The 25,843-nt window shown below is 66.1% G+C and carries 23 protein-coding genes and 2 pseudogenes; 16 read left to right on the top strand and 9 right to left on the bottom strand.

Annotated features, from left to right (window positions below):
• Positions 1 to 107 precede the first annotated feature (107 nt).
• Positions 108 to 1,001, top strand: a complete 894-nt coding sequence (locus M5I08_RS22385; RefSeq protein WP_219067911.1) for a phosphoribosylaminoimidazolesuccinocarboxamide synthase — start codon at positions 108 to 110, stop codon at positions 999 to 1,001.
• On the top strand, positions 998 to 3,145 hold the full coding sequence (locus tag M5I08_RS22380; RefSeq protein WP_219067912.1) for a S9 family peptidase: 2,148 nt from the start codon (positions 998 to 1,000) through the stop codon (positions 3,143 to 3,145). The genes M5I08_RS22385 and M5I08_RS22380 overlap by 4 nt, the downstream gene beginning before the upstream one ends.
• On the opposite strand, the gene M5I08_RS22375 is transcribed toward M5I08_RS22380, so the two are convergent.
• Positions 3,142 to 4,767 (bottom strand): DHA2 family efflux MFS transporter permease subunit, encoded by a 1,626-nt coding sequence (locus M5I08_RS22375; protein ID WP_219067913.1) that lies wholly within the window; start codon positions 4,765 to 4,767, stop codon positions 3,142 to 3,144. The genes M5I08_RS22380 and M5I08_RS22375 overlap by 4 nt on opposite strands.
• A gap of 102 nt (positions 4,768 to 4,869) precedes the next feature.
• Here M5I08_RS22375 and M5I08_RS22370 point away from each other — a divergent pair.
• From M5I08_RS22370 to M5I08_RS22360, 3 genes and pseudogenes are all read left to right on the top strand, one after another.
• Positions 4,870 to 5,010: pseudogene (locus tag M5I08_RS22370) on the top strand (glutathione peroxidase); the annotation flags it as partial.
• Between the two features lie 80 nt (positions 5,011 to 5,090).
• A complete protein-coding gene (locus tag M5I08_RS22365) occupies positions 5,091 to 5,795 on the top strand; it encodes a DUF2334 domain-containing protein (protein ID WP_219067914.1) in 705 nt (234 codons plus the stop codon).
• A gap of 27 nt (positions 5,796 to 5,822) precedes the next feature.
• Complete coding sequence (locus tag M5I08_RS22360; RefSeq protein ID WP_219067915.1) at positions 5,823 to 7,475, top strand: FAD-binding dehydrogenase; 1,653 nt, start codon at positions 5,823 to 5,825, stop codon at positions 7,473 to 7,475.
• Positions 7,476 to 7,482: 7 nt separating this feature from the next.
• Here M5I08_RS22360 and M5I08_RS22355 read toward each other — a convergent pair whose 3' ends face one another.
• Complete coding sequence (locus M5I08_RS22355) at positions 7,483 to 8,121, bottom strand: MBL fold metallo-hydrolase (protein WP_219067954.1); 639 nt, start codon at positions 8,119 to 8,121, stop codon at positions 7,483 to 7,485.
• A 331-nt stretch (positions 8,122 to 8,452) separates the two neighbouring features.
• Between M5I08_RS22355 and purS the strand changes: the two genes are divergently transcribed.
• Together purS and purQ are read left to right on the top strand one after the other, a co-directional pair.
• Positions 8,453 to 8,692 carry a phosphoribosylformylglycinamidine synthase subunit PurS gene (purS, locus tag M5I08_RS22350; protein ID WP_219067916.1) on the top strand — a complete coding sequence of 80 codons (240 nt, stop codon included), beginning with the start codon at positions 8,453 to 8,455 and terminating at the stop codon, positions 8,690 to 8,692.
• On the top strand, positions 8,689 to 9,363 hold the full coding sequence (gene purQ / locus M5I08_RS22345; RefSeq protein ID WP_219067917.1) for a phosphoribosylformylglycinamidine synthase subunit PurQ: 675 nt from the start codon (positions 8,689 to 8,691) through the stop codon (positions 9,361 to 9,363). Before purS ends, purQ begins: the two co-directional genes overlap by 4 nt.
• A gap of 12 nt (positions 9,364 to 9,375) precedes the next feature.
• Here the strand turns inward: purQ and M5I08_RS27360 are convergent.
• The 4 genes and pseudogenes from M5I08_RS27360 to M5I08_RS22325 all read right to left on the bottom strand — a co-directional run.
• Positions 9,376 to 9,560: pseudogene (locus tag M5I08_RS27360) on the bottom strand (pyridine nucleotide-disulfide oxidoreductase); the annotation flags it as partial.
• A 358-nt stretch (positions 9,561 to 9,918) separates the two neighbouring features.
• On the bottom strand, positions 9,919 to 10,599 hold the full coding sequence (locus tag M5I08_RS22335) for a haloacid dehalogenase type II (RefSeq protein WP_219067919.1): 681 nt from the start codon (positions 10,597 to 10,599) through the stop codon (positions 9,919 to 9,921).
• Between the two features lie 298 nt (positions 10,600 to 10,897).
• A complete protein-coding gene (locus M5I08_RS22330; RefSeq protein WP_219067920.1) occupies positions 10,898 to 11,695 on the bottom strand; it encodes a family 1 encapsulin nanocompartment shell protein in 798 nt (265 codons plus the stop codon).
• A complete protein-coding gene (locus M5I08_RS22325; RefSeq protein ID WP_219067921.1) occupies positions 11,692 to 12,711 on the bottom strand; it encodes a Dyp-type peroxidase in 1,020 nt (339 codons plus the stop codon). The genes M5I08_RS22330 and M5I08_RS22325 overlap by 4 nt, the downstream gene beginning before the upstream one ends.
• A 30-nt stretch (positions 12,712 to 12,741) precedes the next feature.
• On the opposite strand from M5I08_RS22325, the gene M5I08_RS22320 reads away from it, so the two are divergent.
• Positions 12,742 to 13,995: a M18 family aminopeptidase gene (locus tag M5I08_RS22320; protein ID WP_219067922.1), complete on the top strand. Its 1,254-nt coding sequence runs from the start codon at positions 12,742 to 12,744 to the stop codon at positions 13,993 to 13,995.
• 8 nt (positions 13,996 to 14,003) lie between these two features.
• Here M5I08_RS22320 and M5I08_RS22315 read toward each other — a convergent pair whose 3' ends face one another.
• On the bottom strand, positions 14,004 to 14,315 hold the full coding sequence (locus M5I08_RS22315) for a nuclear transport factor 2 family protein (RefSeq protein WP_249763430.1): 312 nt from the start codon (positions 14,313 to 14,315) through the stop codon (positions 14,004 to 14,006).
• 184 nt (positions 14,316 to 14,499) lie between these two features.
• On the opposite strand from M5I08_RS22315, the gene M5I08_RS22310 reads away from it, so the two are divergent.
• The 7 genes from M5I08_RS22310 (at position 14,500) to purM (ending at position 22,855) form a co-directional block, all read left to right on the top strand.
• Positions 14,500 to 14,850, top strand: coding sequence for a VOC family protein (locus tag M5I08_RS22310; RefSeq protein ID WP_219067923.1), 351 nt, complete (start codon positions 14,500 to 14,502; stop codon positions 14,848 to 14,850).
• Positions 14,851 to 14,889: 39 nt separating this feature from the next.
• Complete coding sequence (purL, locus tag M5I08_RS22305; protein ID WP_219067924.1) at positions 14,890 to 17,184, top strand: phosphoribosylformylglycinamidine synthase subunit PurL; 2,295 nt, start codon at positions 14,890 to 14,892, stop codon at positions 17,182 to 17,184.
• Entirely contained in the window at positions 17,181 to 18,887 is a 1,707-nt protein-coding gene (locus M5I08_RS22300) for an alpha/beta hydrolase (protein WP_219067925.1), read from the top strand. Before purL ends, M5I08_RS22300 begins: the two co-directional genes overlap by 4 nt.
• Positions 18,887 to 19,519 (top strand): Rv0804 family intramembrane glutamic endopeptidase, encoded by a 633-nt coding sequence (locus tag M5I08_RS22295; protein WP_219067956.1) that lies wholly within the window; start codon positions 18,887 to 18,889, stop codon positions 19,517 to 19,519. The genes M5I08_RS22300 and M5I08_RS22295 overlap by 1 nt, the downstream gene beginning before the upstream one ends.
• A gap of 80 nt (positions 19,520 to 19,599) precedes the next feature.
• Complete coding sequence (locus M5I08_RS22290; protein WP_219067926.1) at positions 19,600 to 19,989, top strand: sterol carrier family protein; 390 nt, start codon at positions 19,600 to 19,602, stop codon at positions 19,987 to 19,989.
• A 159-nt stretch (positions 19,990 to 20,148) separates the two neighbouring features.
• Positions 20,149 to 21,702, top strand: coding sequence for an amidophosphoribosyltransferase (purF, locus tag M5I08_RS22285; RefSeq protein ID WP_370328532.1), 1,554 nt, complete (start codon positions 20,149 to 20,151; stop codon positions 21,700 to 21,702).
• A gap of 58 nt (positions 21,703 to 21,760) precedes the next feature.
• A complete protein-coding gene (gene purM / locus M5I08_RS22280; RefSeq protein WP_219067927.1) occupies positions 21,761 to 22,855 on the top strand; it encodes a phosphoribosylformylglycinamidine cyclo-ligase in 1,095 nt (364 codons plus the stop codon).
• Between the two features lie 61 nt (positions 22,856 to 22,916).
• Here purM and M5I08_RS22275 read toward each other — a convergent pair whose 3' ends face one another.
• Both M5I08_RS22275 and ygfZ read right to left on the bottom strand, forming a co-directional pair.
• The gene (locus tag M5I08_RS22275; protein WP_219067928.1) at positions 22,917 to 23,093 is read right to left on the bottom strand and encodes a DUF3073 domain-containing protein; all 177 of its coding nucleotides are present in this window, start codon (positions 23,091 to 23,093) and stop codon (positions 22,917 to 22,919) included.
• 133 nt (positions 23,094 to 23,226) lie between these two features.
• Positions 23,227 to 24,321 (bottom strand): CAF17-like 4Fe-4S cluster assembly/insertion protein YgfZ, encoded by a 1,095-nt coding sequence (gene ygfZ, locus M5I08_RS22270; RefSeq protein ID WP_219067929.1) that lies wholly within the window; start codon positions 24,319 to 24,321, stop codon positions 23,227 to 23,229.
• 281 nt (positions 24,322 to 24,602) lie between these two features.
• Between ygfZ and M5I08_RS22265 the strand changes: the two genes are divergently transcribed.
• On the top strand, positions 24,603 to 25,472 hold the full coding sequence (locus M5I08_RS22265) for an aminodeoxychorismate lyase (protein WP_219067958.1): 870 nt from the start codon (positions 24,603 to 24,605) through the stop codon (positions 25,470 to 25,472).
• Positions 25,473 to 25,843: the final 371 nt, after the last annotated feature.

The following is a 25,843-nucleotide window of genomic DNA, read 5'->3' as shown; positions in this document are numbered from 1 at the left end:
CGCCAGCCAGGTGGCGGTGGTCGACTTTAGGACCGATTTCCGCGCCGTTTTCGGCTCTGCCGTCAATCTCGGCGTAACCAAAAAAGGCGCCCGGTTAGGCTGACCCGATGCGTCCCGCTCTGTCCGACTATCGGCACCTGGCCAGTGGAAAGGTCCGCGAGCTGTACCGCATCGACGACGATCACCTGTTGTTCGTCGCGACCGACCGAATTTCAGCCTTCGACTACGTACTCGACAGCACGATTCCCGACAAGGGTCGGATTTTGACGGCGATGAGCGTCTTCTTCTTTGACCTCGTCGAGGCGCCCAACCACCTTGCCGGGCCACCAGACGATCCCCGCATCCCGGAAGAGGTGCTTGGCCGCGCATTGGTGGTGCGAGAGCTGAAGATGATTCCGGTGGAGTGCGTCGCACGCGGCTATCTGACCGGCTCCGGATTGCTCGATTACCAGCAGACTGGCGAGGTATGTGGCATCCCATTGCCTCCGGGCTTGGTCGAGGCCAGCAGGTTCTCCACGCCGCTGTTCACGCCGGCGACAAAAGCCGACCTGGGACAACACGATGAGAACGTCTCGTTCCCCCGAGTGATCGAGATGGTTGGTGGGCTCCGCGCTAATCGGTTGCGTGATCGCACTATCCAGACCTACATACAGGCAGCCGACCACGCGCTGAGAAGAGGAATCATCATCGCAGATACCAAATTCGAGTTCGGCACCGACGCGCACGACAACTTGGTGCTGGCCGACGAAATATTCACACCCGATTCGTCACGGTACTGGCCGGCGGCCGACTACCGCGCCGGCGAGGTGCAGGCGAGTTTCGACAAGCAGTTCGTTCGTAACTGGCTGACCGGCCCGGACTCTGGCTGGGACCGCTCGGGCTCCGAGCCGCCTCCGCCGCTGCCGCAGAGCGTCGTCGACGCCACGCGCGACCGCTACATCGAGGCGTACGAACGCATTTCCGGGCTGCGCTTCGACGACTGGATCGAGCCGGCGGCATGACCGAAACGCCAGCACCGCCCGTCGCAAAGCGGGTGGAGAGCCGACGGGAATTTCACGGCGACGTGTTCGTCGATCCATATGAATGGCTGCGCGACAAGTCTAGTCCAGACGTGATAGCTCATCTGGAAGCCGAGAACGACTACGCCGACCAGCTGACGGCCAAACTTGAACCGTTGCGGCAGCAGATTTTCGACGAGATCAAAGCGCGCACCAAGGAGACCGACTTGTCGGTGCCGATCCGGCGGGACGACTGGTGGTATTACGCCCGCAGCTTTGAAGGCAAGCAGTATGGTGTCCAATGCCGTTGTCCGGTGACCGATCCGACCGACTGGAACCCGCCGATCTTCGACGAGCACACTGAGATCCCGGGTGAGCAGATATTGCTCGACGAGAACGTCGAAGCCGAGGGCCACGACTACTTCTCACTGGGCGCTGCCAGCGTCAGCCCGGACGGCAACGTGCTGGCGTACTCCGTCGACGTGGTCGGCGATGAACGTTATACGTTGCGGTTCCGCGATCTTTGCACCGGCGCGCAATATCCGGACGAAATTGTGGGCATCGGGGCCGGGGCGACCTGGTCCACCGACAATCGAACCGTCTACTACGTCACGGTCGACGCAGCGTGGCGCCCAGAGGCGGTGTGGCGACACCGCGTCGCCTCGGGTCTGCCGGCGGAGAAGGTATATCACGAAGCCGATGAGCGGTTCTGGGTTGCGGTGGGCCGAACCCGCAGCGACGCGTATGTGGTGATCGTGTCGGGGTCGGCGATTACCTCAGAGGTCCGCTACGCGGACGCCGCCGACCCCCGCGCCGAGTTCGTCACCGTGCTGCCACGGCGCGACGGCGTCGAGTATTCGGTGGAACACGTGATTGTCGACGGGCAGAACCGGTTTTTGATCCTGCACAACGACGGCGCGGTCAATTTCACGTTGGTGGAGGCGCCTGTCGATGACCCGACCGCGCAGCGCACGCTGATCGGGCACCGCGACGGCGTGCGACTGGACGCCGTCGACGCCTTCGCCGGCCACCTGGTGGTCAGCTACCGCGGTGAAGCATTGCCGCGAATTCAGCTGTGGCCCATTGACGGCGCTGACTACGGGCGGCCGCAGGAAATCTCGTTCGACTCCGAGCTGATGTCGGTCGGTCTGGGCGCCAACCCGAATTGGGACTCGCCGAAGCTTCGGATCGGTGCAGGATCGTTTGTCACCCCGGTACGGATCTACGATGTGGATCTCGTCACCGGCGAACGCATCCTGTTGCGCGAGCAACCGGTGCTCGGCGGCTACCGGCGCGAGGACTACGTCGAGCGCCGCGATTGGGCGCATGCGGCCGACGGTAGCCGGATCCCGGTCTCGATCGTGCACCGCGCCGACGTCGAATTCCCCGCCCCGGCATTGCTGTACGGCTACGGCGCATACGAGATCTGCGAGGATCCGCGGTTCTCCATCGCCCGGCTGTCGCTGCTCGACCGCGGCATGGCGTTCGTCGTCGCGCATGTCCGTGGGGGCGGCGAAATGGGTCGGCTCTGGTACGAGCACGGCAAGCTGCTGGAGAAGAAGAACACCTTCACCGACTTCGTCGCGGTCGCGAATCATCTGGTGGACTCCGGACGGACCCGACCGGAGCAAATGGTGGGCATGGGCGGCAGCGCCGGTGGTCTGCTGATGGGCGCGGTCGCCAACATGGCCCCCGACTTGTTCGCCGGAATCTTGGCGGTAGTCCCGTTCGTCGACCCGCTCACCACGATCCTGGACCCGTCGCTGCCGCTGACCGTCACCGAGTGGGATGAATGGGGAAACCCGTTGAGCGACAGCGATGTTTATCGCTACATGAAGTCGTATTCGCCGTACGAGAACGTCGGCGCCCAGAAGTATCCGCCGATCCTGGCGATGACCTCGCTGCACGACACCAGGGTCTATTACGTCGAGCCAGCGAAATGGGTAGCAGCGTTGCGGCACACTAAAACCGGTGGCAATCCGGTGCTGTTGAAGACTCAGATGACTTCTGGCCACGGTGGAATCAGCGGACGTTACGAGCGCTGGAAAGAGACTGCTTACCAATACGCTTGGTTGCTAGCGGCCGCCGATCGCGACCACGACGGCGGCGGCCAGGTGGGCGATCTTCTCAGCGGCGCGGGACGCTAGCACGTGGGCGCGGGCGCCAGCCGTTTAGCCGCTAACGGCGGCTTTTTCGGGAGAAGCGCGGTGGGCAACAGCGTCAACGCGACCAGAATGACGGCCACCACGACCACGAGCATGTAGGCGTGCGACAGATCGTGCATCAGCTGGCTGGTGAACTCGGGCGTAACTGCGTGCGGTGACGGCGCCGACGAATGAATCGGCGGCCCGTACCGACCGGGCTTCCCGCGCAGGATACCGAGCGCGTTTGCGGTGGTGATGGTTTGACTGCGGTTGAACTGACTGGTGAGGATCACCGACATCAACGCGGTGCCGACCGAGCCGGCGACGTGATGATTGACGCTGATCAATGTCGAGCCGCGCGCGATCTGATGCGGGGCCAAGGTCTGCACCGCCGCTCCGTTCAGCGGCGTCATCGTGGAGCCCAGGCCCATGCCGGTAATGACCAGCCCCACGAGCAGGGTCGGTTGGTACCCTGCTTGTTTGGAGGCGCCATATGCGAACACGGCCAAGCCGATACTGACGAGCGCGATACCGACCAGCAAGACGTTGCGCGGTCCGCGTTTGTCCATCATTGTCCCGGCGAGTGGCATGGTCGCCATAGCGCCGAGCCCTTGCGGGATCAGATGCAGCCCGGATTGCATCGGGGTCTGATGCAACAGCTGCTGGAAATAGCTGGGGTATAGCAGCGCGACGCCGAAGAAGCCGACGGCGAACAAGAACATCGACGAGTTAGCCAAGGTCACCACGCGGTTTTCGAATAGCCGGAGGTCGATTAGCGGGTGCTGGGCACGGTTTAAGGCATGAACGACGAATGCGGTGATCAAGCCAAGACCCACGACAGCCGGCATGCACACGTGGTAATCGGTGAAGGTACCGCTCCTGGGTACCGATGAAATGCCGAACAGCAGCATCGCCAACCCAGGCGACAACAGCGCCATACCGGTGAAGTCGAACGTCTCCGACGGCATCGGGCGGTCCTTGTGGAACACCACCGCGGCGAGGAATAACACGATCACCCCAAGCGGCAGGTTGATCAGGAAAATCCATTCCCAGCTATAGACGTCGATCAGCCAGCCGCCGAGCACCGGCCCGACCATCGGGCCCAGCAGCATCGGAATCCCAAGCACCGCCATCAACCGGCCGAGCCGGCGCGGGCCGGCCTCGCGGGTCAAGATGATGAGAGTCAACGGCAGCAGCATCCCGCCGCCGAGTCCCTGTATCACTCGAAAAGCGATGAGGGCGGCGATGTTCGACGCCATTGCACACAACAGCGAACCCAACGTGAACCACAAAACCGAGCCGATGAACAGACGCTTGGTGCCGAACCGATCAGACGCCCAACCGGCCAGCGGGATAACGGTGGCAAGCGCGAGGGTGTAGCCCGTCATGGTCCAGGCGACGACGGCCTGGGTGGAGCGGAACTCGGTGATGAACGTGCGTTGCGCCACGCTGACGACGCTGGTGTCCAGGATCGCCATCACCGAGGCAAGGATGCAGACACCGGCGATGCGCAGCAGGCCACCGTCTAGGGTGTCCGGATAGTCGGGCAAGTCGTCGACTACCGGCTTGGTCGGCGCGGTCGGCAGCGCAGCCCCGTTAGCGGCGGACCCCGCGCCCGGAGTCACTGGTTCAGGCGAGTGCGGGCTGTCGGCGCGATGGACCACCGAATCAGCCTAAACGAGAAACTAGCTAGCTGACCAACCTACTTTGCGGTCCCGACGCCCGGCGGGCAGGCCGGTGACGTGCAGTGGAACTTCGAGAAGTTTCTGATTGCGCCGGGCGGAAAGGTGGTCAACCGATTCCGTCCGACCACGCTGCCCGACGCGCCCGAGGTTATCGCCGCGATCGAGGCTGTGCTGCCGAATTAGCTGGGCCGCCGGACCGGATCGACGCTCTCTATCCGCATGCATGTCACCGTTTGGACACCTGGCATCGGCAAAATTGCGGTGTGTCTGGAAAGTTGATCGTCTCGGTCTCCGGGATCTGCGAACCGACGTTGGACGATGTCGCGGCGTTCTGCGCACAGATGGACGCACGGGACGTGCCGGTGTCGTTGCTGGTGGCCCCGCGGCTCAAGGGTGGATACCGACTCGACCGCGACCCGCAAACCATTGAGTGGCTTGCGGGCCGGCGCGCGGCCGGTGACGCAATCGTGTTGAACGGCTATGACCAGGCCGCGACCAAGAAACGGCGTGGCGAGTTCGCGGCGCTGCCGGCGCACGAGGCAAACCTGCGAATTATGGCCGCCGACCGAGTGCTCGAGCACCTCGGGCTGCGCACCCGGCTGTTCGCCCCGCCGGGTTGGGCAGCGTCGCCAGGTACGGTCAAGACTCTGCCACGCAACGGGTTTCGACTCTTAGCCGATCTGCACGGGATCACCGATTTGGTCCGGCAGACCACCGTGCGCGGACGGGTATTGGGCATCGGAGAAGGTTTTCTGGCCGAGCCGTGGTGGTGCCGGATGTTGGTGCTCTCCGCTGAGCGGGTGGCCCGCCGGCACGGCATCGTCCGAGTCGCGGTCGCGGCTCATCACCTGCGCAAACCCGGGCCGCTGCAAGCGATGCTGGACGCGGTGGACCTGGCTTTACTTCAGGCGTGCGCGCCTGCTGTCTATGAGTGGCGGGCCGATCAGAGCATTCTCGACGCGGCGTGACGGCTCAGGTCGCTACTGTGTAGCGCCATGAGCGATACCGCAGCTGATGTCATCATCGTCGGGGCGGGCCTGGCCGGCCTGGTGGCAGCCTGCGAGGTGGCGGACCGCGGTATGCGGGTGCTGATACTCGATCAGGAGAACAGCGCCAACCTCGGCGGGCAGGCCTTCTGGTCGTTCGGCGGCCTGTTCTTCGTCGACAGCCCTGAGCAGCGCCGCTTGGGTGTTCGCGACAGCCACGAACTCGCTCTGCAGGATTGGCTCGGCACCGCGGCCTTCGACCGAGAAGAAGACCATTGGCCGCGGCAATGGGCACATGCCTACGTCGATTTCGCCGCCGGAGAAAAGCGCAGCTGGCTGCGTGCCCGGGGCTTGCGGATTTTTCCGCTGGTGGGGTGGGCCGAACGCGGCGGCTACGACGCGCAGGGGCACGGCAACTCGGTGCCCCGGTTTCACATCACCTGGGGAACCGGGCCGGCTCTGGTGGAAATGTTCGCGCGGCGGTTGCGGGGCCAGCCGAAGGTCCGTTTCGCCCACCGCCACCAGGTCGACGAGCTGATTATCGACGGTGACGCGGTGACTGGGGTTCGCGGCACCGTCCTGGAACCCTCGTCGGAACCGCGCGGTGTGCCGTCCTCACGAAAAGCGGTTGCGCAGTTCGAGTTTCGTGCCCCAGCGGTGATCGTCACCAGCGGGGGCATTGGTGGCAATCACGATATGGTGCGGGCCAACTGGCCCAAGCGGATGGGCCGGGTGCCCGACCAGCTACTCTGCGGCGTGCCCGCCCATGTGGACGGCCGGATGATCGCGATCACCGAGCGGGCCGGCGCCCGGTGGATCAACCGCGACCGGATGTGGCATTACACCGAGGGCATCACCAATTACGACCCGATCTGGCCGCTGCACGGCATCCGGATCATCCCCGGGCCGTCGTCGCTGTGGCTGGACGCCACGGGCAAGCGGCTGCCGGTGCCGCTGTATCCGGGGTTCGACACCCTCGGCACGCTGGAGCACATCGCCAAGTCGGGCTCCGACTACACCTGGTTCGTGTTGAACGCCAAGGTTATCGAGAAGGAATTCGCGTTGTCGGGCCAGGAGCAGAACCCCGACTTGACCGGGCGCAGCGTCCGCCAGCTGCTGTCGTCGCGCGCGCGGTCAGGCCCGCCAGGCCCGGTGCAGGCCTTCGTCGACCGCGGTGTCGACTTCGTCAGCGCAAACTCGTTGCGGGAGTTGGTGACTGCGATGAACAAGTTGCCCGACGTGCTGCCGCTGGACTATGCGACGGTGGCCGAAGAGGTCACTGCGCGCGATCGTGAGGTGGCCAACCGCTTCACCAAGGACGGCCAGATCACCGCGATCCGCGCCGCGCGTAGCTATCTGGGCGATCGGCTGGGCCGAGTGGTCGCCCCACACCGCCTGACCGATCCGAAGGCAGGACCGCTGATTGCGGTCAAGTTGCATATTTTGACCCGAAAGACACTGGGCGGGTTGGAGACTGATTTGGACTCACGGGTACTCAAGGCCGATGGGACTCCTCTCGACGGGCTCTACGCGGCCGGCGAGGTGGCCGGTTTCGGCGGCGGTGGTGTACATGGTTACCGAGCTCTGGAGGGAACATTCCTGGGCGGGTGCATCTTCTCGGGCCGCGCCGCCGGCCGCGCCGCCGCAAGCGATATCGCCTAGGTCGCCGTCAGAAGGTGATCGCGCTTTCTTCCGGCAGGACTTGGAACTCGGTGCTGGTCATCTCGCTGAGTCGGCCGTAGTAGATGCCGCGGGCATCCGGTGCGATGATCCCCTGGTGGATCGGCACCGCCCGCGCCGGCGCAACCGCGCGCAAGTAGTCGACGGCCTCGGATATCTTCATCCACGGCGCTGCCGCGGGAGCAGCCAACACGTCGATCGGCTCGTCCGGGACGAACAACGCATCGCCGGGGTGCATGAATCGAGCAGGGTGCTCGCCATCGCCAACCAAATACGAAATGTTGGTTATCGCCGGGATTTCCGGGTGGATGACGGCGTGCTGCCCGCCCAGCGCGCGGATAGTCAGGTCGCCGACCGACAGCTCGTCGCCGACCTGCACCTGCTGACGCGGCACATCAAGCTGCTCGGCGGTCTGCGCGTCGGCGTACAGCGCGGCGTCCGGATTGGCGTCCAGCAGCGCCGGCAGCCGGGCGGCGTCGACGTGGTCGGGATGTTGATGGGTGATCACAATCGCCGACAAACCGGTGATGCCCTCGAAACCGTGCGAGAAATTGCCCGGGTCGAACAGCAAGCTGGTGTGCCCGAAGTCGGCGAGTACACAGGAATGGCCGAAATGCGTGAGCTGCATGTCTACGATTGTGCGCTCATCGGCCGCGGGCGTGCGGATTGCGATGATGACGATGTTGACCGCGGCGGCCTGGTTGTCCGGTGCACGCCGTCCCTCGCCGCCCAGGCGGACCCGGACCGACCGGGACGATGTCTCACGCACATCTACCTCGCCGCACAGCCGGAAAACAGCACGATCAGCCTGCCCTGGCCCGTGATCTCAGACGCTCAGCGTCTGGACGCGATGACGTCGCCGGTCTGCGCGGCCTACATCAGCTCGTGCTAACACGGCGGTCCCGGTATCGGCCGGTACAGTTGGGTCCGAGCAAACCGGATAAGTAGAAGGAGCGCGGGTGGCCCGGGTGGTTGTGCACGTGATGCCTAAGGCCGAGATTCTCGACCCGCAGGGTCAGGCCATCGTCGGTGCATTGGGCCGGCTCGGGCATGCTGGCATCTCAGATGTCCGGCAGGGTAAGCGGTTTGAGCTCGAAGTCGACGATACCGTTGACGATTCTCAACTCGCGGAGATCGCCGAGTCGCTATTGGCCAATACCGTGATCGAAGACTGGACAGTTAGCCGGGAACCCCAGTGACGGCCCGTATCGGCGTCATCACCTTCCCGGGGACGCTCGACGACGTGGACGCCGCGCGGGCGGTGCGGTTGGTCGGCGCCGAGGCCGTCAGCCTGTGGCATGCCGACGCCGACCTCAAGGGCGTCGACGCGGTGGTGGTGCCGGGCGGATTCTCCTACGGCGACTATCTGCGCGCGGGCGCGATTGCCAGGTTCGCCCCGGTGATGGGCGAAGTCATCGCGGCCGTGGATAGCGGGTTGCCGGTTTTGGGCATCTGCAATGGTTTTCAGGTGTTGTGTGAGGCTGGGCTGCTGCCCGGCGCCCTTGCCCGCAACGCCGGCCTGCATTTCGTTTGTCGCGATGTGTGGCTGCGGGTCGCGTCGACGGCGACGGTGTGGACGTCGCGCTTCGAGCCCGACGCCGACCTGCTGGTCCCGTTGAAGTCGGGTGAGGGTCGCTACGTGGCCTCTGCCGAGGTGCTCGCTGAGCTGGAAGGTGAAGGCCGAGTGGTGTTCCGTTACCACGACAACCCGAACGGCTCGCTGGGTGACATCGCAGGCATCAGCTCGGCCAACGGCCGGGTCGTGGGGCTGATGCCGCACCCCGAACATGCCATCGAGGCGTTGACCGGGCCATCCGACGACGGGCTCGGTCTGTTCTATTCGGCGCTGGACGCGGTGCTGGCTGTGTAGTCGCGGCGTCAGCGAATCCCGGAAGGCCTTCAGAACGTCGCAGCCACGCCTCGCTGATCGTGGGGAGCACGGCGCGGCGTGCCACAACCGGTCGACGGGCACCGCACCGGCGACGGCGATAGTGGCCGAGTGCAGCAAGTCGGAGACGCCGGGCCTGCCATGGTCATACCCAGCAGATAGCCGTGGTCGACGTCGAGCCAGCCGCCCAGAATGAGTTCTATTGCCGCTAAATCGATGTCATCGGCCAGCGGCGCACGGCCCGTCGCGGACAGCGCCTCGTCGACGTCCAACTCGTCGCGATCGCTCACTTTCAGGATCACCGGTTCCGTCGGTTCTGTGCAGCTTGGTCACCGAAACACCCACGTGCGCGGGCACGGCGGACGGCCCGCCGAGCGCATTAGCACCCGACTCGCGAAGCCCGCGCTCCACAAGCTCGCCGACGAACGGCTTGGCGGCCAGGCCACCGCGGCTGCGGTAGACATGGGCCCCTGCGCGGGTCGTCGGAGTTGCCATGTACCCGGTAGACGTCCGGCGCGCCCGACTTGTGAGGTTTCGCTACGCGCAGAGTTGCCGGGCGAACTCGCGCAGATCATTGGCGACTATCGCCGGCTGCGGCAAGTCGGGAATTGCTAATAGCGCATTACCGGGACGGGTGATCAGTGCGCCGCTGAGTCCCGCGGATTGCGCGCCGATGGTGTCCCAGACGTGGGCGGCGACCATCATGCAATCCGCCGGGGCAACCGCGAGTGTCTCACACACATGCTCATACACCGCCGGCGCGGGCTTGAACGCACGGCACTGCTCGACACTGAGCGTCTGCTCGAAAAAGTGCGCCAGCCCGGCCTGTTCCAGCGCGCTGGGCCCATCCGGATTAGGAGGCGAATTCGTCAGCGTTACCAGGCGAAAGCCATTGTCGCGCAGTGTCGTCAGCCCATCTTCGACGTCGGGGTGGGCCGGCATGCTCAGCATGCTGTTCTTCAGTTCGTGTAGGTCGTCGTCGGTGACGGCCAGGCGGCGGGAGCTGGCCATCATCTGCAGCACTCCTCGGCCCAGGGAGAAAAAGTCGACGTAGCGCCCCGACAGCGTTGCGGTCATCGAGTACATGACGAGCTGATTGAACCACTCTCGCATCGCCCCTGGATCACCGAAGACGCGCTCGAAAAGTGGCGCCAAGGACTCGATATCGACGAGTGTTTCGTTCACGTCGAACACCAGGACGGATGGAGCGCCAACCATCCCTCCATCATCTACTACGAGTGGCCGCTGACGATCTCGTTTTGGCATTGCGCCGCGACGACGCGCGTCGGGATTTGCGGGCGGTCGAGGCCGGCGCGAGCGTGTTCCGTGTTGCGGCGTCGGGCTTCGGACGTTGTCCGGCCGGCGCGTGGTAGGTGGGCGGGCCGCAGTAGCCGATGCGACGCAGGTGACGCATGTTCAGATCGATCCACCGCTCGAAATCGTCGAAGGTGTCAAGCGCCCCAAGCTTGGGCTGGTGCAGCTCGCCGAGTGATTCCTCCCGACGTCGCGCCGAGTGTTACGGGCTGAGGCAGACCGACGCCTCGGCGGTGTGGCACAGGAACGTCAGCGTCTCCTGCAGATACAACTGCACGGTGTCGAGGTCATGGCGCAGGTATCCGATCGACACGTCGGTGCCCAGCTGCAAGTCGAAGTCGCCGCCGCGGGTGGTGAGCACGAACGCGCCGTCGATGGCGGGCGCCCAGATGATGTCGCCGTCGATCAGTCGCCGGATGTGCTCGCGGATCGGATAGCCGTGTTCGGTGGTCTCGCTGACTTTGGTGTAGGCGTCGGCGGACAGCAACACCGAGTACGGCCCGTCGACACCGGCCAGTCGCAACCCGGACAACGCCTGCGAGATGACGTCGGGGAAATCGCGAACGTCCTTGGGTAGCTTCAGCGCCGGGTTGGAGCTACAGCGGCGGATGCCGTCGATCGACGCGGCCTCATAGCCTTCGAAGACGGCCCGGTCTTCGACGAATGCGAGTTTCTTGGCGGCGGCCTTGACCGGATCCCAGTCGGAGTCTTGCGATCCGCGCTCAACGTCGTCGATTTCTCCGCGAGAAAGGGTGAATGGAACCCGAAGCCGCACAAGCGGTTTACTGGCACGCAGGTGCGCGACGACGCCGTCTGTGGGCGCGCTCACGTCGAGTAGCCGCCCGGTGCTGATAGCCGCAGTGGTGGGACCGCCCGGCTCGCTGACATCGATGATTCGGCGTCCGGCGATGTGGCGCTTGAACGTCCGCGTGGCTTCCAATTCGATTTCGGCCCAGGCCTCGTCGGTGACCGGGGCAAGATCGCGGTAAAGGTTGTTCATTGCCGGATTCCTTTCAAACTGCCGATCGCCAACGAGCCGTTCGCGGGCGCGGTGACTACCGCCGGGGCTTCTGCTGGTGAACTGGGCAGCGGCGGCGGATCGTCGAGGAAGTCAAGGGTAGGGGAGAAGAACAGTCCTCCCGTGATCGCGGTGGAGAAGTCCAGGATTCGGTCGGTATTGCCGGGTGGATCGCCGAGAAACATGTTGCGCAGCATCTGTTCGGTGACCTCGGGCGTGCGCGAATACCCGATGAAGTAGGTGCCGAATTCACCCTTGCCCAGTTCGCCGAACGGCATGTTGTGTCGCACGATCTTGCGCTCGGTGCCGTCGTCGTCGGTGATGACGTTGAGCGCAATGTGCGCGTTGGCCGGTTTTTCGTCGTCGTCGAGCTCGATGTCGTCCAACTTGGTCCGGCCGATCACCAGCTCCTGCTCGGAGGCTGGCAGCGACTCCCACGCCGCCATGTCGTGCACGTACTTCTGCACGTGCACGTAGCACGAACCGGCGAAATCCGGATCCTCGTCGCCGATGGTGGTGGCAGACACCGCCAGGGCGCCGTCGGGGTTCTCGGTCCCGTCGACGAAGCCGAGCAGATCGCGGTTGTCGAAGAACCGGAAGCCGTGTACTTCGTCGACAACGCTCACCGCGCCGGCCATCGATTTGAGAATGCGATTGGCCAGCTCGAAGCAGACGTCCACGCTCTCGGCCCGGATGTGGAACATCAGATCGCCGGGTGTGGCCGGGGCGCCATGCCGCGGACCGTCCAGCTCGACGAACGGGTGCAACTCGGCGGGCCGCGGGCCGGTGAACAGCCGGTCCCACGCCTCGGAGCCGATCGAGGCGATCATCGACAAGTGTTTGCTCGGATCGCGGAACCCGATCGCCCGCGCCAGGCCGGCGAGCTCCGGCAGCGCATCGTGCACCGCCGCCTCGCCGCCCTCGTCGATCGTGACAACCAGGAAAATCGCCGCCGGGGTCAGGGGCACGAGAACCGGTTGCGGCTGCACTGGGGGCACGAGTTCGAGCCTAATGAAAAGATGAGGGGCATGGCGGCGACGGCGCGTGGCTTGTGCGGATTCATCGACGAGTCCCCGTCGCCGTTCCACGTTTGTGCCACGGTGGCGGCCAGGCTGCGCGCCGCCGGCTGCACCGAGCTGGCCGAAGCGGACGAATGGCCTTCGGCCGGCAAGTTCTTCACTGTGCGCGCCGGATCGCTGGTGGCGTGGGACAGCGCGATCGGCGCGCGACCGTTTCGCGTGATCGGCGGGCACACCGACAGCCCGAATCTGCGGGTCAAGCAACACCCCGACCGTGAAGTCGCGGGCTGGCATGTCGTCGCGTTGGAGCCTTACGGCGGCGTCTGGCTGAACTCCTGGCTCGACCGCGAGCTGGGCATCAGCGGGCGGCTCTCGATCCGTGACGGCGGCGGTATCGCCCAGCGGCTGGTGCGCATCGACGCTCCGATCCTGCGGGTGCCGCAGTTGGCGATCCACCTCGCAGAGGATCGCAAGTCGGTCGCCCTGGACCCGCAGCGTCACGTCAACGCCGTGTGGGGAGCCGACGGCCGAGCCCGGTCACTGATCGGCTACGTCGCCACGCAGGCCGGCTTCGATCCCGACGACGTGCTCGGCGCCGATCTGATGACCCACGGCCTGACCCCGTCGACGCTGTCCGGCCTGGACGACCAGTTCGTCAGCGCGCCGCGGCTGGACAACCAGGCGTCCTGCTACGCGGGTCTCGAGGCGTTCCTGGACGCCGCACCCGGCGAATACCTGCCGGTGCTGGCGCTGTTCGACCACGAGGAGGTCGGCTCAACCTCCGATCGCGGCGCCGACTCCGAGCTGCTGCTGATCACGCTGGAACGCATCGTGCTCGCCGCCGGCGGCGGACGGGAAGACTTTCTGCGGCGGCTGTCAGGATCGATGGTCGCCTCGGCGGATATGGCGCACGCCACCCATCCCAATTACCCGGAGCGCCACGAGCCCGGGCACCTGATCGCGGTCAACGGCGGTCCGGTGCTCAAGGTGCACCCGAATCTGCGTTACGCCACCGACGGCCGCACCGCCGCCGCGTTCGCGCTGGCCTGCCAGCAGGCCGGGGTGCCCCTGCAGCGCTACGAACACCGCGCCGACCTGCCCTGCGGCTCGACGATCGGCCCGATGACATCAGCGCGCACCGGTATCCCGACGGTCGATGTCGGCGCTGCTCAGCTGGCCATGCATTCGGCACGGGAATTGATGGGCGCGGGCGACGTCGCCGCGTACGCGGCGGCCCTGCGGGCCTTCCTGTCGCCCGGCTGACGCCTTGGTCAGCGCGGCCCGACGAAGATCGGCTCGTAGCGGGTCACGTTCTCCACCACCATGCCGTTGCGGGTGCGGACCCGATCGATCCCACGGATCTGGACTGGCCCGTCCGGGCCGGTTGCGCGGCCGATGTAGCGCAGGAAGACCAGCTGTTCGCCCTCGGCGGCACCCGGAACACTCGCGCTGTCGACGACTTCAAGCCGCCGGTCCGGAGCGGTGGCCAGCAACTCGGCGACTTTCGCCGTGTACGCCTTGGCGCCGCGCGCCGGCTCGGGGTCACCGGGCCAGTAGCCGACGGCCCAAAATGCCGCAAACAGCTCTGCGCTGAAGACAGGGCCGGGAGCCGTTGCAGGAGAAGCGGTTTGAACATTGGTCAGGATTCCTCCAGGGCTCGGACGCGCTGGTTGAGCGCGTTACCGCCAGGGTGTCTCGGCTGCGTGCTGCTCCGCGATTACCTGGGAGGTCATCGGACGAGCGTAATGCCGGTAACACAGCGGGGGTATGGCGCTCAAAGTAGAGATGGTCACGTTCGACAGCAGCGATCCCGCGAAGCTGGCCGGCTGGTGGGCCGACCAATTCGACGGGCAGGTCCAGGAGATGCTTCCCGGCGAGTTCTTCGCGGTCATGCGGTCCGAGGGGCCAGGGCTGGGCTTTCAGAAGGTCACCGATCCCGCGCGGGGCAAAAACCGGGTCCATCTGGATTTCGGCGCGGCTGACGTCGACGCCGAGGTTTCGCGACTTGTCGCCGCCGGCGCCACCGAGGTCGGCCGGCACAGCATCGGCGACAACTTTCGTTGGGTGGTGCTGACCGACCCCGACGGCAACGCGTTCGACGTAGCCGGCGGGCAGTAGCATCCCGCAGCTGCGAGGGCGCCGCTCTAGACTGTCGACGTGACGTCCGGGCTTACTCACGCGGTCGATACCGTCGAGCAGGCCGCGGCCACCCCTGATCAGCCGCAACCGTTCCGCGAACTGGGTCTCACAGACGACGAACATCAGCGGATCCGCGACATCCTGGGACGTCGCCCCACCGATGCTGAGCTGGCGATGTATTCGGTGATGTGGAGCGAGCACTGTTCCTACAAGTCGTCCAAGGTCCACTTGCGGTACTTCGGTGAGACCACCACCGATCAGATGCGGGCCGGGATGCTGGCCGGCATCGGGGAGAACGCCGGCGTCGTCGACATCGGTGACGGCTGGGCGGTCACCTTCAAGGTGGAATCGCACAACCACCCGTCCTACGTCGAGCCTTACCAGGGCGCGGCCACCGGGGTCGGCGGAATCGTCCGCGACATCATGGCGATGGGTGCTCGACCGGTCGCGGTGATGGACCAGTTGCGTTTCGGCGCTGCCGATGCCCCGGACACCCGCCGCGTGGTCGACGGGGTGGTACGGGGCATCGGGGGTTACGGCAACTCACTGGGCTTGCCCAACATCGGCGGCGAAACCGTGTTCGACGCCTGCTACGCCGGCAATCCGTTGGTCAACGCGCTGTGTGTGGGTGTGCTCCGGAGAGAGGACCTGCGTCTGGCGTTCGCTTCGGGTGCAGGCAACAAGATCATCCTGTTCGGTGCGCGCACCGGGCTTGACGGCATCGGCGGCGTGTCGGTGCTTGCTTCGGAGACCTTCGGCGGCGACGAGTCGGGGTCGGGTCGCAAGAAGCTACCGTCGGTTCAGGTCGGCGACCCGTTCATGGAAAAGGTGCTCATCGAGTGCTGCCTGGAGCTGTATGCCGCAGATCTGGTGATAGGCATTCAGGACCTTGGCGGAGCTGGAATAGCCTGTGCGACTTCGGAGTTAGCCTCCGCCGGCGACGGCGGCATGGTCATTGAACTGGATACCGTTCCGCTGCGCACCACGAACATGACCCCGGCCGAAGTACTCTGCAGCGAGTCGCAGGAACGGATGTGCGCGGTCGTCGCACCGGAGAACGTTGACGCGTTCATGGCGGTGTGCCGCAAGTGGGAGGTGGTGGCCACCACGATCGGCGAAGTCGCCGAGGGCGACCGGTTGCGCATCACCTGGCACGGCGAGACGGTGGTGGACGTGCCGCCGCGCACCGTGGCTCACGAGGGCCCGGTGTATCAGCGCCCGATCGCTCGGCCCGACTCGCAGGACGCGTTGAATGCCGACCGGGCCAGCAGCCTGCCACGACCGGTCACCTGCGACGAGCTACGCGCGACTTTGCTTGCGCTGCTAGGCAGTCCGCATCTGTGCAGCCGCGCCTTCATTACCGAGCAATACGACCGCTATGTGCGCGGGAACACCGTGTTGGCCGAACACGCCGACGGTGGTGTGCTCCGCGTCGACGAGTCCACCGGCCGCGGCATCGCGCTGTCGACCGACGCATCAGGGCGCTACACGCTGCTGGATCCCTACACCGGCGCCCAACTCGCGCTGGCCGAGGCTTACCGCAACGTCGCCGTCACCGGCGCCACCCCCGTCGCGGTGACCAACTGCCTCAACTTCGGCTCGCCGGAAGACCCCGGGGTGATGTGGCAGTTCGCGCAGGCGGTACGCGGTTTGGCCGATGGCTGTGCGGCCCTGGGGATTCCGGTGACCGGCGGCAACGTCAGCTTCTACAACCAAACCGGGTCGGCGGCCATTCTGCCCACACCGGTGGTGGGTGTATTGGGCGTGATCGATGATGTCGCCCGGCGCATTCCCACCGCGATGGGTACCGAGCCGAGCGAGACGCTGATCCTGCTCGGCGACACCCGGGACGAATTCGACGGATCAGTCTGGGCGCAGGTCACCGCCGACCATCTGGGCGGACTGCCGCCTGCTGTTGATCTGCCCCGTGAGCGACTGCTTGCCGACATACTGAGCGCCGCCTCGCGCGACGGGCTGGTGTCTGCTGCCCACGACCTGTCCGAAGGCGGCCTGGCGCAGGCCGTGGTGGAATCGGCGCTCGCAGGCGAAACAGGTTGTCGCATTGTTCTTCCCGAGGACGCCGATCCGTTTGTCATGTTGTTCTCCGAGTCAGCGGGCCGTGTGCTGGTCGCCGTGCCGCGCACCGAGGAGAGCCGTTTGCGCGCGATGTGCGAGGCGCGGGGTTTGCCGGCCACTCGCATCGGTGTCGTCGACCAAGGTTCGGACGCGGTGGAGGTTGCGGGTCTGTTCACCGTTTCCCTGGCAGAGCTGCGCAGCACATCCGAAGGAGTGCTGGCCGCGCTGCTTCGATGAATAGCGAACGCCACCAACGGCATCCGTTGGTAGTGTGGGCGTGGAGCCTGCTGCGACTGCAATTCGTCGGGGTGGCGTGCGGCGCGTTGTTCTTCTGCCTGTCGCTGACGCCGTCGCTGCTGCCGCGGGACTGGGTGTACCAGGGCCTGATCGGCGGCATCAACGGGGCATTCGGCTACGGCCTGGGTGTGGTGATCGGCCGAGCCAGCTACCGCGTGCTGCTCCGAGGGGCCCGCTGGTGGCCACCTCCGCCGCGGGCGCTGTTCTGGATGAAGGCGACGGTCGTCGCGATCGCGCCGACCGCTTGCGTGCTGATGCTCATCCCGGCCGCCGCCTGGCAGCGGCAGGTGTCGGCGCTGATGGGTATCGAGGGACCGACGACCCTGGGTTACTTGCGCACGCTGATCGTCGCCGTCGTTGTCGCCGCGGTGTTGGTGTCGACGTTGCGGGTTCTCATCGACGCCGTCAAGCTGCTGGCCCGGATGCTGATCAGGCGATGGCACTTGCACGACGAGGTGGCGCTGTTCATCGGCACGACTATCGTTGTGGCGCTGCTGATCATGCTGATCAACGGTGTCCTGGTACGGGGATTCTTCGCGGGGGCCAACGCGCTGTTCCAGCCGCGGGATACCGCCACCGCCGCAGGTCTGTCGCAGCCGATGCTTCCGGAAAAGTCCGGCAGCCCAGCGTCGTTGGCGCCGTGGGACTCACTGGGCTACCAGGGTCGCAACTTTGTCGCCACCGGTCCGCATGCAGCCCAACTGGCGCGGCTGAACGGCCGGCCCGCCAAGGAGCCGATCCGGGTGTATGCCGGCCTGCGCACCGCGCCCGATGACAGAGGTCGGTTGGCCGCGATCGTCGGGGAACTCGAGCGCACCGGCGCGTTCAGCCGCAAAATCCTGGTCATCGCGCCGACCACCGGCACCGGCTGGATCGACCCGGTCGCGGCGAGCTCGCTGGAGATGCTGTACAACGGCGACACCGCGATCGTCGGTCTGCAGTATTCCTACCTGCCCAGCTGGATCTCGTTCCTCGCCGACAAGCAGAAGTCCATGGATGCCGGCCGAAAGCTGATCGACACGGTTCACGACCGCTGGCGACAATTTCCGCGCGACCACCGACCGAGATTGCTGCTTTACGGCGAGAGCCTGGGCTCGATGGCCGGCCAGGCCGCGTTCGGATGGCTACCCGACATCCGCCGGATGGGCTTCGATGCGGTGCTCTGGGTGGGACCACCCCAAGCCAGCCCGCTGTGGCATGCGCTGATCGCGCGGCGCGACCCGCACACCACCGAGGTCGAGCCGCGCTACGACAACGGGCGAACCGTGCGGTTCTCCGAAGCCATCGACCCTTGCGACGTCAGCCGGCTCGCAGAACCGCCGTGGCAGGGGACTCGGGTGCTATTTTTGCAGCACCCGTCCGACCCGGTGGTGTGGTGGTCACCCGATCTGCTGTTCGACCAGCCCCAGTGGCTCATCGAACCTCGCGGCGCGGACCGCAGCGCTGCGATGCGTTGGTATCCGGTTGTCACGTTTTGGCAAGTCAGCGCCGACCTGACTAACGCCCAGGATGTGCCCGGCGGACATGGCCACAATTACGGCAACGACATCTTGGACGGCTGGGTCGCAGTGGCTCCGCCGGACGGTTGGACGCCGGCCGACACGGAGCGAGTCCGTGCTTCACTGAATCAGTCTGAACTGTGATGCGGCGCAATAGCGTTCATCGCGTACAAGCGCTTGGGCTGGGCGCCGCGCTGGTCGGTTGGAGCTTTGTCGGTCCACGGCTACCGAACCGGGCCCGCTCGGCGGCGCAGGCCGGACTTGCCGGGCTGTTGGACCTGGTGGCGGCGGCGCCGCTGGGCCTGCTTCCGCCCCGACTGTGGGACGGCGTACGGCTGGGGACGGCCGCCGGAGCAGCAGCGGCGACCGGGGTCTTGGCAGTGACATCCGTTCCAGCCGTTCGACGTTCGATGGCCGAACGGAAACTTCCGGCAGCAGTGTCGAGTTGGCTGGCGGTGCAGATACCGTTGGGCACGGTGTGGGCCGAGGAAGCGGCATTCCGCGCCGCGCTGGCCGCGGTCGCCGGCCGCGCTTACGGTGCCTCCGGTGGTCGGCTGCTGCAAGCCGTTGCCTTCGGTCTGTCGCATATCGTCGACGCGCGCGCGACCGGTGCACCCGTGCTCCCCACAATGTTGGCTACCGGCGGCGCGGGCTGGATATTCGGTTGGCTGGCCGACCGTTCCGGCAGCCTGAGCGCGCCGATGCTGGCGCACTTGGCGATCAACGAGTCCGCCGCGGCGGCGGCGCTGATCATCCAACGGCGGTCGCAGGGCTAGTCGGCGGTAGGCGGCACGTCGAGTGCGGTGACCATTGAAAACTCCGCGCGAGGTCGGCAGCCTTCATGGACCCTAGAGGGATGGCCCGCCATCGAGCCGATCCGGTAGCGACCCGCGACGCGGTCCGTGCGGTCGAAGCCTGGCTCCGCGACGACACCCGTCCCGCTCCGAGCCGAGCGCATCTGGCGGCAGCGGTTCGGCTCACCGCGCACACCTTGGCCGACCAGGCACCGGGCGCCAGCGTCGAGGTACGCGTTCCGCCTTTTGTTGCTGTGCAGTGTATTTCCGGGCCGAGGCATACCCGAGGCACACCACCCAACGTGGTCGAGGCCGATCCGCGAACATGGCTGCTGCTGTCCACCGGGCTACTGGGGGTCACCGATGCCAGCGCCACCGGGGCGCTGCGTCTGTCGGGCTCGCGAGCCGGTGAGATCCGGGCCTGGCTACCGCTGGTGAGCTTGGCCGGTTAGTGAGTTTTGTGACGTATGTGACAGCTGACATCCCATGGGATCGACTAGCCTGGAAAACCGGTGTGCGGTGACACAACACGCACGCTCGATTCGGCCATATCGCGGTGCTGTCCGTAGACTGCAAACGTCACCACTCCGCCCCCAGGGAGCCGCCCGACCGTGACCGCCCAGTTGCCAGTGCCCGAGGAAAACCCGCCCGGCGAAGAATGCGGTGTGTTCGGCGTATGGGCCCCCGGCGAAGAAGTCGCAAAACTCACCTACTATGGGCTCTACGCGTTGCAGCATCGTGGCCAAGAGGCCGCCGGCATCGCCGTCGCGGACGGCTCGCAGGTACTGGTCTTCAAGGATCTCGGCCTGGTCAGCCAGGTTTTCGATGAGCAGACGTTGGCGGCCATGGAAGGCCATGTCGCGGTCGGGCACTGCCGATACTCCACGAGCGGCCAAACCACGTGGGAAAACGCGCAGCCGGTGTTCCGCAACACCGCGGCCGGCACCGGGGTGGCACTGGGGCACAACGGCAACCTGGTGAACAGCGCCGAGCTTGTCGCGCGTGCCCGGGAAGCAGGGTTGGTCAACAGCCGGGTTCATTGTGCGGCGACCACCGACTCCGACATCTTGGGTGCACTGCTGGCCCACGGCGCGGCCGACTCCAGCCTGGAGCAGTCCGCGCTGGAAGTGCTGCCGACTGTGCGCGGCGCGTTCTGTCTGACGTTCATGGACGAGAACACGTTGTACGCCGCGCGCGACCCGTACGGCGTACGTCCGCTGTCACTGGGACGGCTGGACCGTGGCTGGGTGGTTGCCTCCGAGACCGCTGCTCTGGACATCGTCGGCGCCTCGTTCGTTCGCGACATCGAGCCGGGCGAGTTGTTGGCCATCGACGCTGATGGCGTCCGGTCGGCCCGCTTCGCCAATCCAGAACCCAAGGGCTGCATTTTCGAGTACGTCTACCTGGCGCGACCGGATAGTACGATCGCCGGTCGGTCGGTGCATGGCGCCCGGCTCGAGATCGGTCGTCGGCTGGCCCGCGAATGCCCGATCGATGCCGACCTGGTGATCGGCGTTCCGGAGTCCGGCACACCAGCCGCCGTGGGCTATGCCCAAGAGGCCGGCATTCCCTACGGGCAAGGCCTGATGAAGAACGCGTACGTCGGGCGCACCTTCATTCAGCCGTCGCAGACCATTCGCCAGCTCGGTATCCGGCTGAAGCTCAACCCGCTCAAAGAGGTGATCCGCGGTAAGCGGCTCATCGTCGTCGACGACTCGATCGTGCGGGGCAACACCCAACGCGCTTTGGTCAGGATGCTGCGGGAGGCCGGCGCCGTCGAGGTGCATGTGCGCATCGCCTCGCCACCGGTGAAATGGCCTTGCTTCTACGGCATCGACTTTCCGTCGCCGGCGGAGTTGATCGCGAACGCGGTCGAAGAGGGGGACGAGATGCTGGAGGCGGTGCGGCATGCCATCAACGCCGACACGCTCGGGTACATCTCGCTGCGTGGCTTGATCGCTGCGACCGAGCAACCCTCCTCGCGGCTCTGTGCGGCCTGTTTCGAGGGCAGCTATCCGATCGAGCTGCCCAGCGAGAACGCGCTGGGCAAGAACGTCGTCGAGCACATGCTGGCCACGACCGCGCGGGAAGCTAGGCAGGCCGACATTGCGGCCCGCGGAATATCGCCGGAAGCGGAGCAGGCCTCCGCGCTGCGCGATCCCTAGCTCAGCGGACAGGTGGCCGATACACGGGTTCGGCCTCGACCGGTAGCCTTTATCGACGATGGCCGACCTTAGCAAGAAGTCCGGAAAAGAACCGGTCGACCCGGGCGTCACCTATGCATCGGCCGGAGTCGATATCGACGCCGGGGACCGCGCCGTTGAGTTGTTCAAGCCGTTGGCCTCCAAAGCCACCAGGCCCGAGGTGCGCAGCAAGCTTGGCGGATTCGCCGGATTGTTCGCGCTACGAAGCGATTACCGCGAACCGTTGCTGGCGGCATCCAGCGACGGGGTGGGTACCAAGCTGGCGGTCGCACAGGCGATGGACAAACATGACACCGTCGGCCTGGACCTGGTGGCGATGGCGGTCGACGACCTGGTGGTATGCGGAGCCGAGCCGCTGTTCCTCCTGGACTACATCGCCCTGGGCCGCATCGTGCCGCAACGGCTCAACGCGATCGTCGGCGGTATCGCCGAAGGCTGCATGCGCGCCGGTTGTGCGTTGCTCGGCGGCGAAACCGCCGAGCATCCCGGTCTGATCGAGCCCGACCACTACGACATCTCGGGCACTGCCGTGGGCGTGGTTGAAGCCGACGGCGTGCTCGGCCCCGACCGGGTCAAGCCGGGAGACGTCATTATCGCGATGGGGTCATCCGGGCTGCATTCGAACGGATACTCGCTGGCCCGCAAGGTGCTGCTAGAGATCGACCGGATGAATCTGGCCGGGTACGTCGAAGAGTTCGGCCGCACGCTCGGCGAAGAGTTACTCGAGCCGACCCTCATCTACGCCAAGGACTGCTTGGCGCTGGCCGCCGAAACCCAAGTCCGGACGTTCTGCCATGTGACCGGGGGCGGATTGGCCGGCAACCTCGAACGGGTCATCCCGCATGGGCTGGTGGCCGAGGTCGACCGCGGCACGTGGACCCCGGCACCCGTCTTTGCGATGATCGCCCAGCGCGGCCGGGTGTCCCGCGCCGAGATGGAAAAAACCTTCAACATGGGTGTCGGCATGATCGCCGTCGTGGCGCCGGACGACACCGACCGCGCGTTGGCGATTCTGACCGCCCGGCATTTGAGCAGCTGGGTGATCGGTGCAATCAACAAAGGCGGGAAGGAAAGCCCGCGAGCCAAGCTCGTGGGGCAGCACCCGCGGTTTTAGGAATCAGCTTGAGGCGATACCAATGCGGGCCGGAAATGGCCGCTGGTGGTTCCGAAAACTTTCAGCGGCGCCAGTCGTCGTCGGCATTCCAGGGTTCTTCGCCGTCCTGCTGGTCGGCGTCGTCATCGCCCGACCCGGACAGCTCGCGCTGAAGCCGATCGAAATCGGTCTGCGGTGAGCTGTACTTAAGTTGACGAGCAACCTTGGTCTGCTTCGCCTTAGCCCGGCCGCGGCCCATGGGGGAACCCCCTCGCGCAATAACGGAGCGGCCCAACGAGTAGGCGGCTCCGATCTTTTGTCTTTATTGTCCTGCTGACAGCTTAGCGTGCCCGATGGGTGCGTGCTGTCGCGCCCCGCACCCGTGCAGATAGTCATCGCGCCGTTCCTCGGAGTCGCTCGACGGCCACCCGACCGGCGCCGGGCGCGTCGATTGGCGGCAGCGAGTCGGGGTCGATCACTGCGGGCACCTCGGCCTCGCCGCCGGTCATCAGCGCGGTCTGGGCCGGTATCCCCCGTTTGAGCAGCGCGAGCGCCACCGGACCCAGATCGATGTGCTCGACCACGGTGCCGAGCCTGCCCACTGCGCGACCGTCAGCCAATACGGGGTCGCCGGTAGCGGGCCGGTCCGCCGATCCGTCGAGGTGCAACAACACCAGCACGCGGGGAGGTTTGCCCAGGTTGTGCACCCGCGCGACGGTCTCCTGACCGCGGTAGCAGCCTTTGTCGAGGTGGACCGCGCCCAGCCCCGGGCCGCCGATCCAACCCACTTCGTGCGGGATTGTGCGTTCGTCGGTGTCGACGCCGAGCCGCGGCCGCACGGCCGCCACCCGGTGGGCCTCGTAGGTCCATACTCCGGCCGGGCGCAGGCCCGCCTGCGTTAAACGGCGCTGCAGGTCGGCGGACTCGCGTCGGTCGACCAAAACATCCAGCTCGACTTGGCCGGCTTGCGCCCCGATCATCCGGCGCACGAAGCCATTACCGGCCGTCGGCACCGCGGTCATCTCGGCGGGCAACGCATCCAATCCCAGCGCCTCGAGCACCGCCGGCTCGCCGAGCTGTGGCCCCAACAGCGAGAGCACGGCCAGGTCCGCGGCGGCGGGAATGACGTCCGACCAGAACACCATCTTGCGCAGATAGTCCAACAGCGGCTCGCCCCGCCATGGCTCGGTGTCGAGATAGGTGACGCCGCCGAACTCGGTTTGAATCCAGTGATCCTCGACGCGTCCCTGCCCGTCCAGGCTGAGGTTTTGCGTGCTGGCGCCGTCGGGCAGCTCGCTGACACGTTGGCTCGAGATGCTGTTCAGCCAGGTTTGCCGGTCGGCACCGGTCAATGTGAGCACCCGACGGTGCGAGCGATCGACCAGCACGGCGGCGGTTTCGGCTGCCCGCTGCTCGCCCAGCGGGTCGCCAAAATGCCAGATCGCGCCGGCGTCGGGGCCGGGCTCGGGGGCGGGAACGGCGGACACACACCAACTCTACGGGCTCAGACACTGGGTCTTATGGTGGCGACCCGCAGCGCCCGGCTTCGCCGCGCTCGCGATCACCACTGGGTCTTTCGGTGGCGACCCGCAGCGCCCGGCTTCGCCGCGCTCGCGATCACCACTGGGTCTTTCGGTGGCGACCCGCAGCGCCCGGCTTCGCCGCGCTCGCGATCACCACTAGGTCTTTCGGTGGCGACCCGCAGCGCCCGGCTTCGCCGCGCTCGCGATCACCACTAGGCTTCTGGTCCATGACAGGTCACCCGGGCGTGGTCGTCACGCTCGACGGTGAGGTACATCCGCCGGCAACGCCACTCCTGTTCGCCGACGACCTCGCCGTAGTGCGGGGCGACGGCGTGTTCGAGACGTTGCTGGTCCGCGACGGCAAGCCGTGCCTGGTGGAGGCGCATCTAAGCCGGCTGAGCCATTCGGCGAAACTGCTGGATCTGGCGGCGCCGGACCTGACGGCCTGGCGGCACGCGATCGACTTGGCAGCGCGGCAGTGGGCGTCCGACACCGCCGACGAGGGTGCGATGCGCTTGGTCTACAGCCGCGGCCGGGAACGCGGCTCCGCGTCCACCGCCTACGTGACGGTCAATCCGATCGCCGACCGGATCACTGCCGCCCGTCGCGACGGCGTGGCCGCGGTGACGCTGCCCCGCGAGCTGCCCGCGACCGGTGTCGAGGCGATGCCGTGGCTGCTGGCCGGCGCCAAGACGCTGTCCTACGCCATCAACATGGCCGCGCTGCGACATGCCGCCCGGCAGGGCGCCGGTGACGTCATTTTCGTCAGCTCGGACGGCTACGTTCTGGAAGGCCCGCGGTCGACGGTGGTGATCGCCGTCGGTGGCGCAGCAGCCGGGGGCAATGTGTGCCTGCTGACTCCGCCGCCCTGGTATCCGATCCTGCGCGGGACCACGCAGCAGGCGCTGTTCGGCGTCGCCCGCGCCAAAGGCTACGACTGCGACTATCGTGCTCTGCGTGTCGCTGATCTTTTTGCAGCGCAAGGAATTTGGTTAGTGTCGAGCATGACGCTGGCGGCTCGCGTCCATACGCTCGACGGGTGGGTATTGCCGAGCGCCCCGATGGCGGCGGAATTCGCCGAGCTTGTCGACGCCGCCATTGTCAGCGATCGCTGAAATCGGTTGTCGGCGCGGCGCTGACCGGGTACGGTCGGCCGTACACAGGGAAGGAGGTGGTCCGCGAAATTGATAGCTGAATGGACTTGTGAGGTGGCTGCCCGCTAGCTGTACCGGGCGAGGAATCACCTGCGCGCGCTGGCGAATTCCCCGCAGCCACCCAGCCCCCGAGCCTCCGGTCTGTCCAACCAGGAACTATGGCTCGGGGGCTGCCCATTTCTTGAGGTCTAGCCCTAAACGCCAAAGGCTCTCTGCGGCAGCCGATATGCGCTTGTCCAGGTGTGACGAAGGCGCCGGGTGTTGATATCTGCGGCGCTGAGCAGAATCGAGTTCAGGTTTGCGGATGGCGTCGGTGCGGCAGCTGGGGTGGT

Source organism: Candidatus Mycobacterium methanotrophicum, assembly GCF_023515995.1.
Taxonomy (GTDB): domain Bacteria; phylum Actinomycetota; class Actinomycetes; order Mycobacteriales; family Mycobacteriaceae; genus Mycobacterium; species Mycobacterium methanotrophicum.
This window is presented reverse-complemented; position numbering and strand designations above follow the sequence as displayed.

Excerpts from the sequence above, each read along its gene's own strand:
- M5I08_RS22385 (WP_219067911.1), top strand. The coding sequence starts at position 108 with ATGCGTCCCGCTCTGTCCGACTATCGGCACCTGGCCAGTGGAAAGGTC.
- M5I08_RS22275 (WP_219067928.1), bottom strand. The coding sequence starts at position 23,093 with ATGGGCCGCGGCCGGGCTAAGGCGAAGCAGACCAAGGTTGCTCGTCAA.
- M5I08_RS22355 (WP_219067954.1), bottom strand. The coding sequence starts at position 8,121 with ATGCAGCTCACGCATTTCGGCCATTCCTGTGTACTCGCCGACTTCGGG.
- purM (WP_219067927.1), top strand. The coding sequence starts at position 21,761 with ATGGCCGACCTTAGCAAGAAGTCCGGAAAAGAACCGGTCGACCCGGGC.
- M5I08_RS22295 (WP_219067956.1), top strand. The coding sequence starts at position 18,887 with ATGCGGCGCAATAGCGTTCATCGCGTACAAGCGCTTGGGCTGGGCGCC.
- M5I08_RS22335 (WP_219067919.1), bottom strand. The coding sequence starts at position 10,599 with ATGGTTGGCGCTCCATCCGTCCTGGTGTTCGACGTGAACGAAACACTC.
- M5I08_RS22320 (WP_219067922.1), top strand. The coding sequence starts at position 12,742 with ATGGCGGCGACGGCGCGTGGCTTGTGCGGATTCATCGACGAGTCCCCG.
- M5I08_RS22290 (WP_219067926.1), top strand. The coding sequence starts at position 19,600 with ATGGCCCGCCATCGAGCCGATCCGGTAGCGACCCGCGACGCGGTCCGT.
- M5I08_RS22300 (WP_219067925.1), top strand. The coding sequence starts at position 17,181 with ATGAATAGCGAACGCCACCAACGGCATCCGTTGGTAGTGTGGGCGTGG.
- M5I08_RS22310 (WP_219067923.1), top strand. The coding sequence starts at position 14,500 with ATGGCGCTCAAAGTAGAGATGGTCACGTTCGACAGCAGCGATCCCGCG.
- M5I08_RS22360 (WP_219067915.1), top strand. The coding sequence starts at position 5,823 with ATGAGCGATACCGCAGCTGATGTCATCATCGTCGGGGCGGGCCTGGCC.
- M5I08_RS22330 (WP_219067920.1), bottom strand. The coding sequence starts at position 11,695 with ATGAACAACCTTTACCGCGATCTTGCCCCGGTCACCGACGAGGCCTGG.
- M5I08_RS22380 (WP_219067912.1), top strand. The coding sequence starts at position 998 with ATGACCGAAACGCCAGCACCGCCCGTCGCAAAGCGGGTGGAGAGCCGA.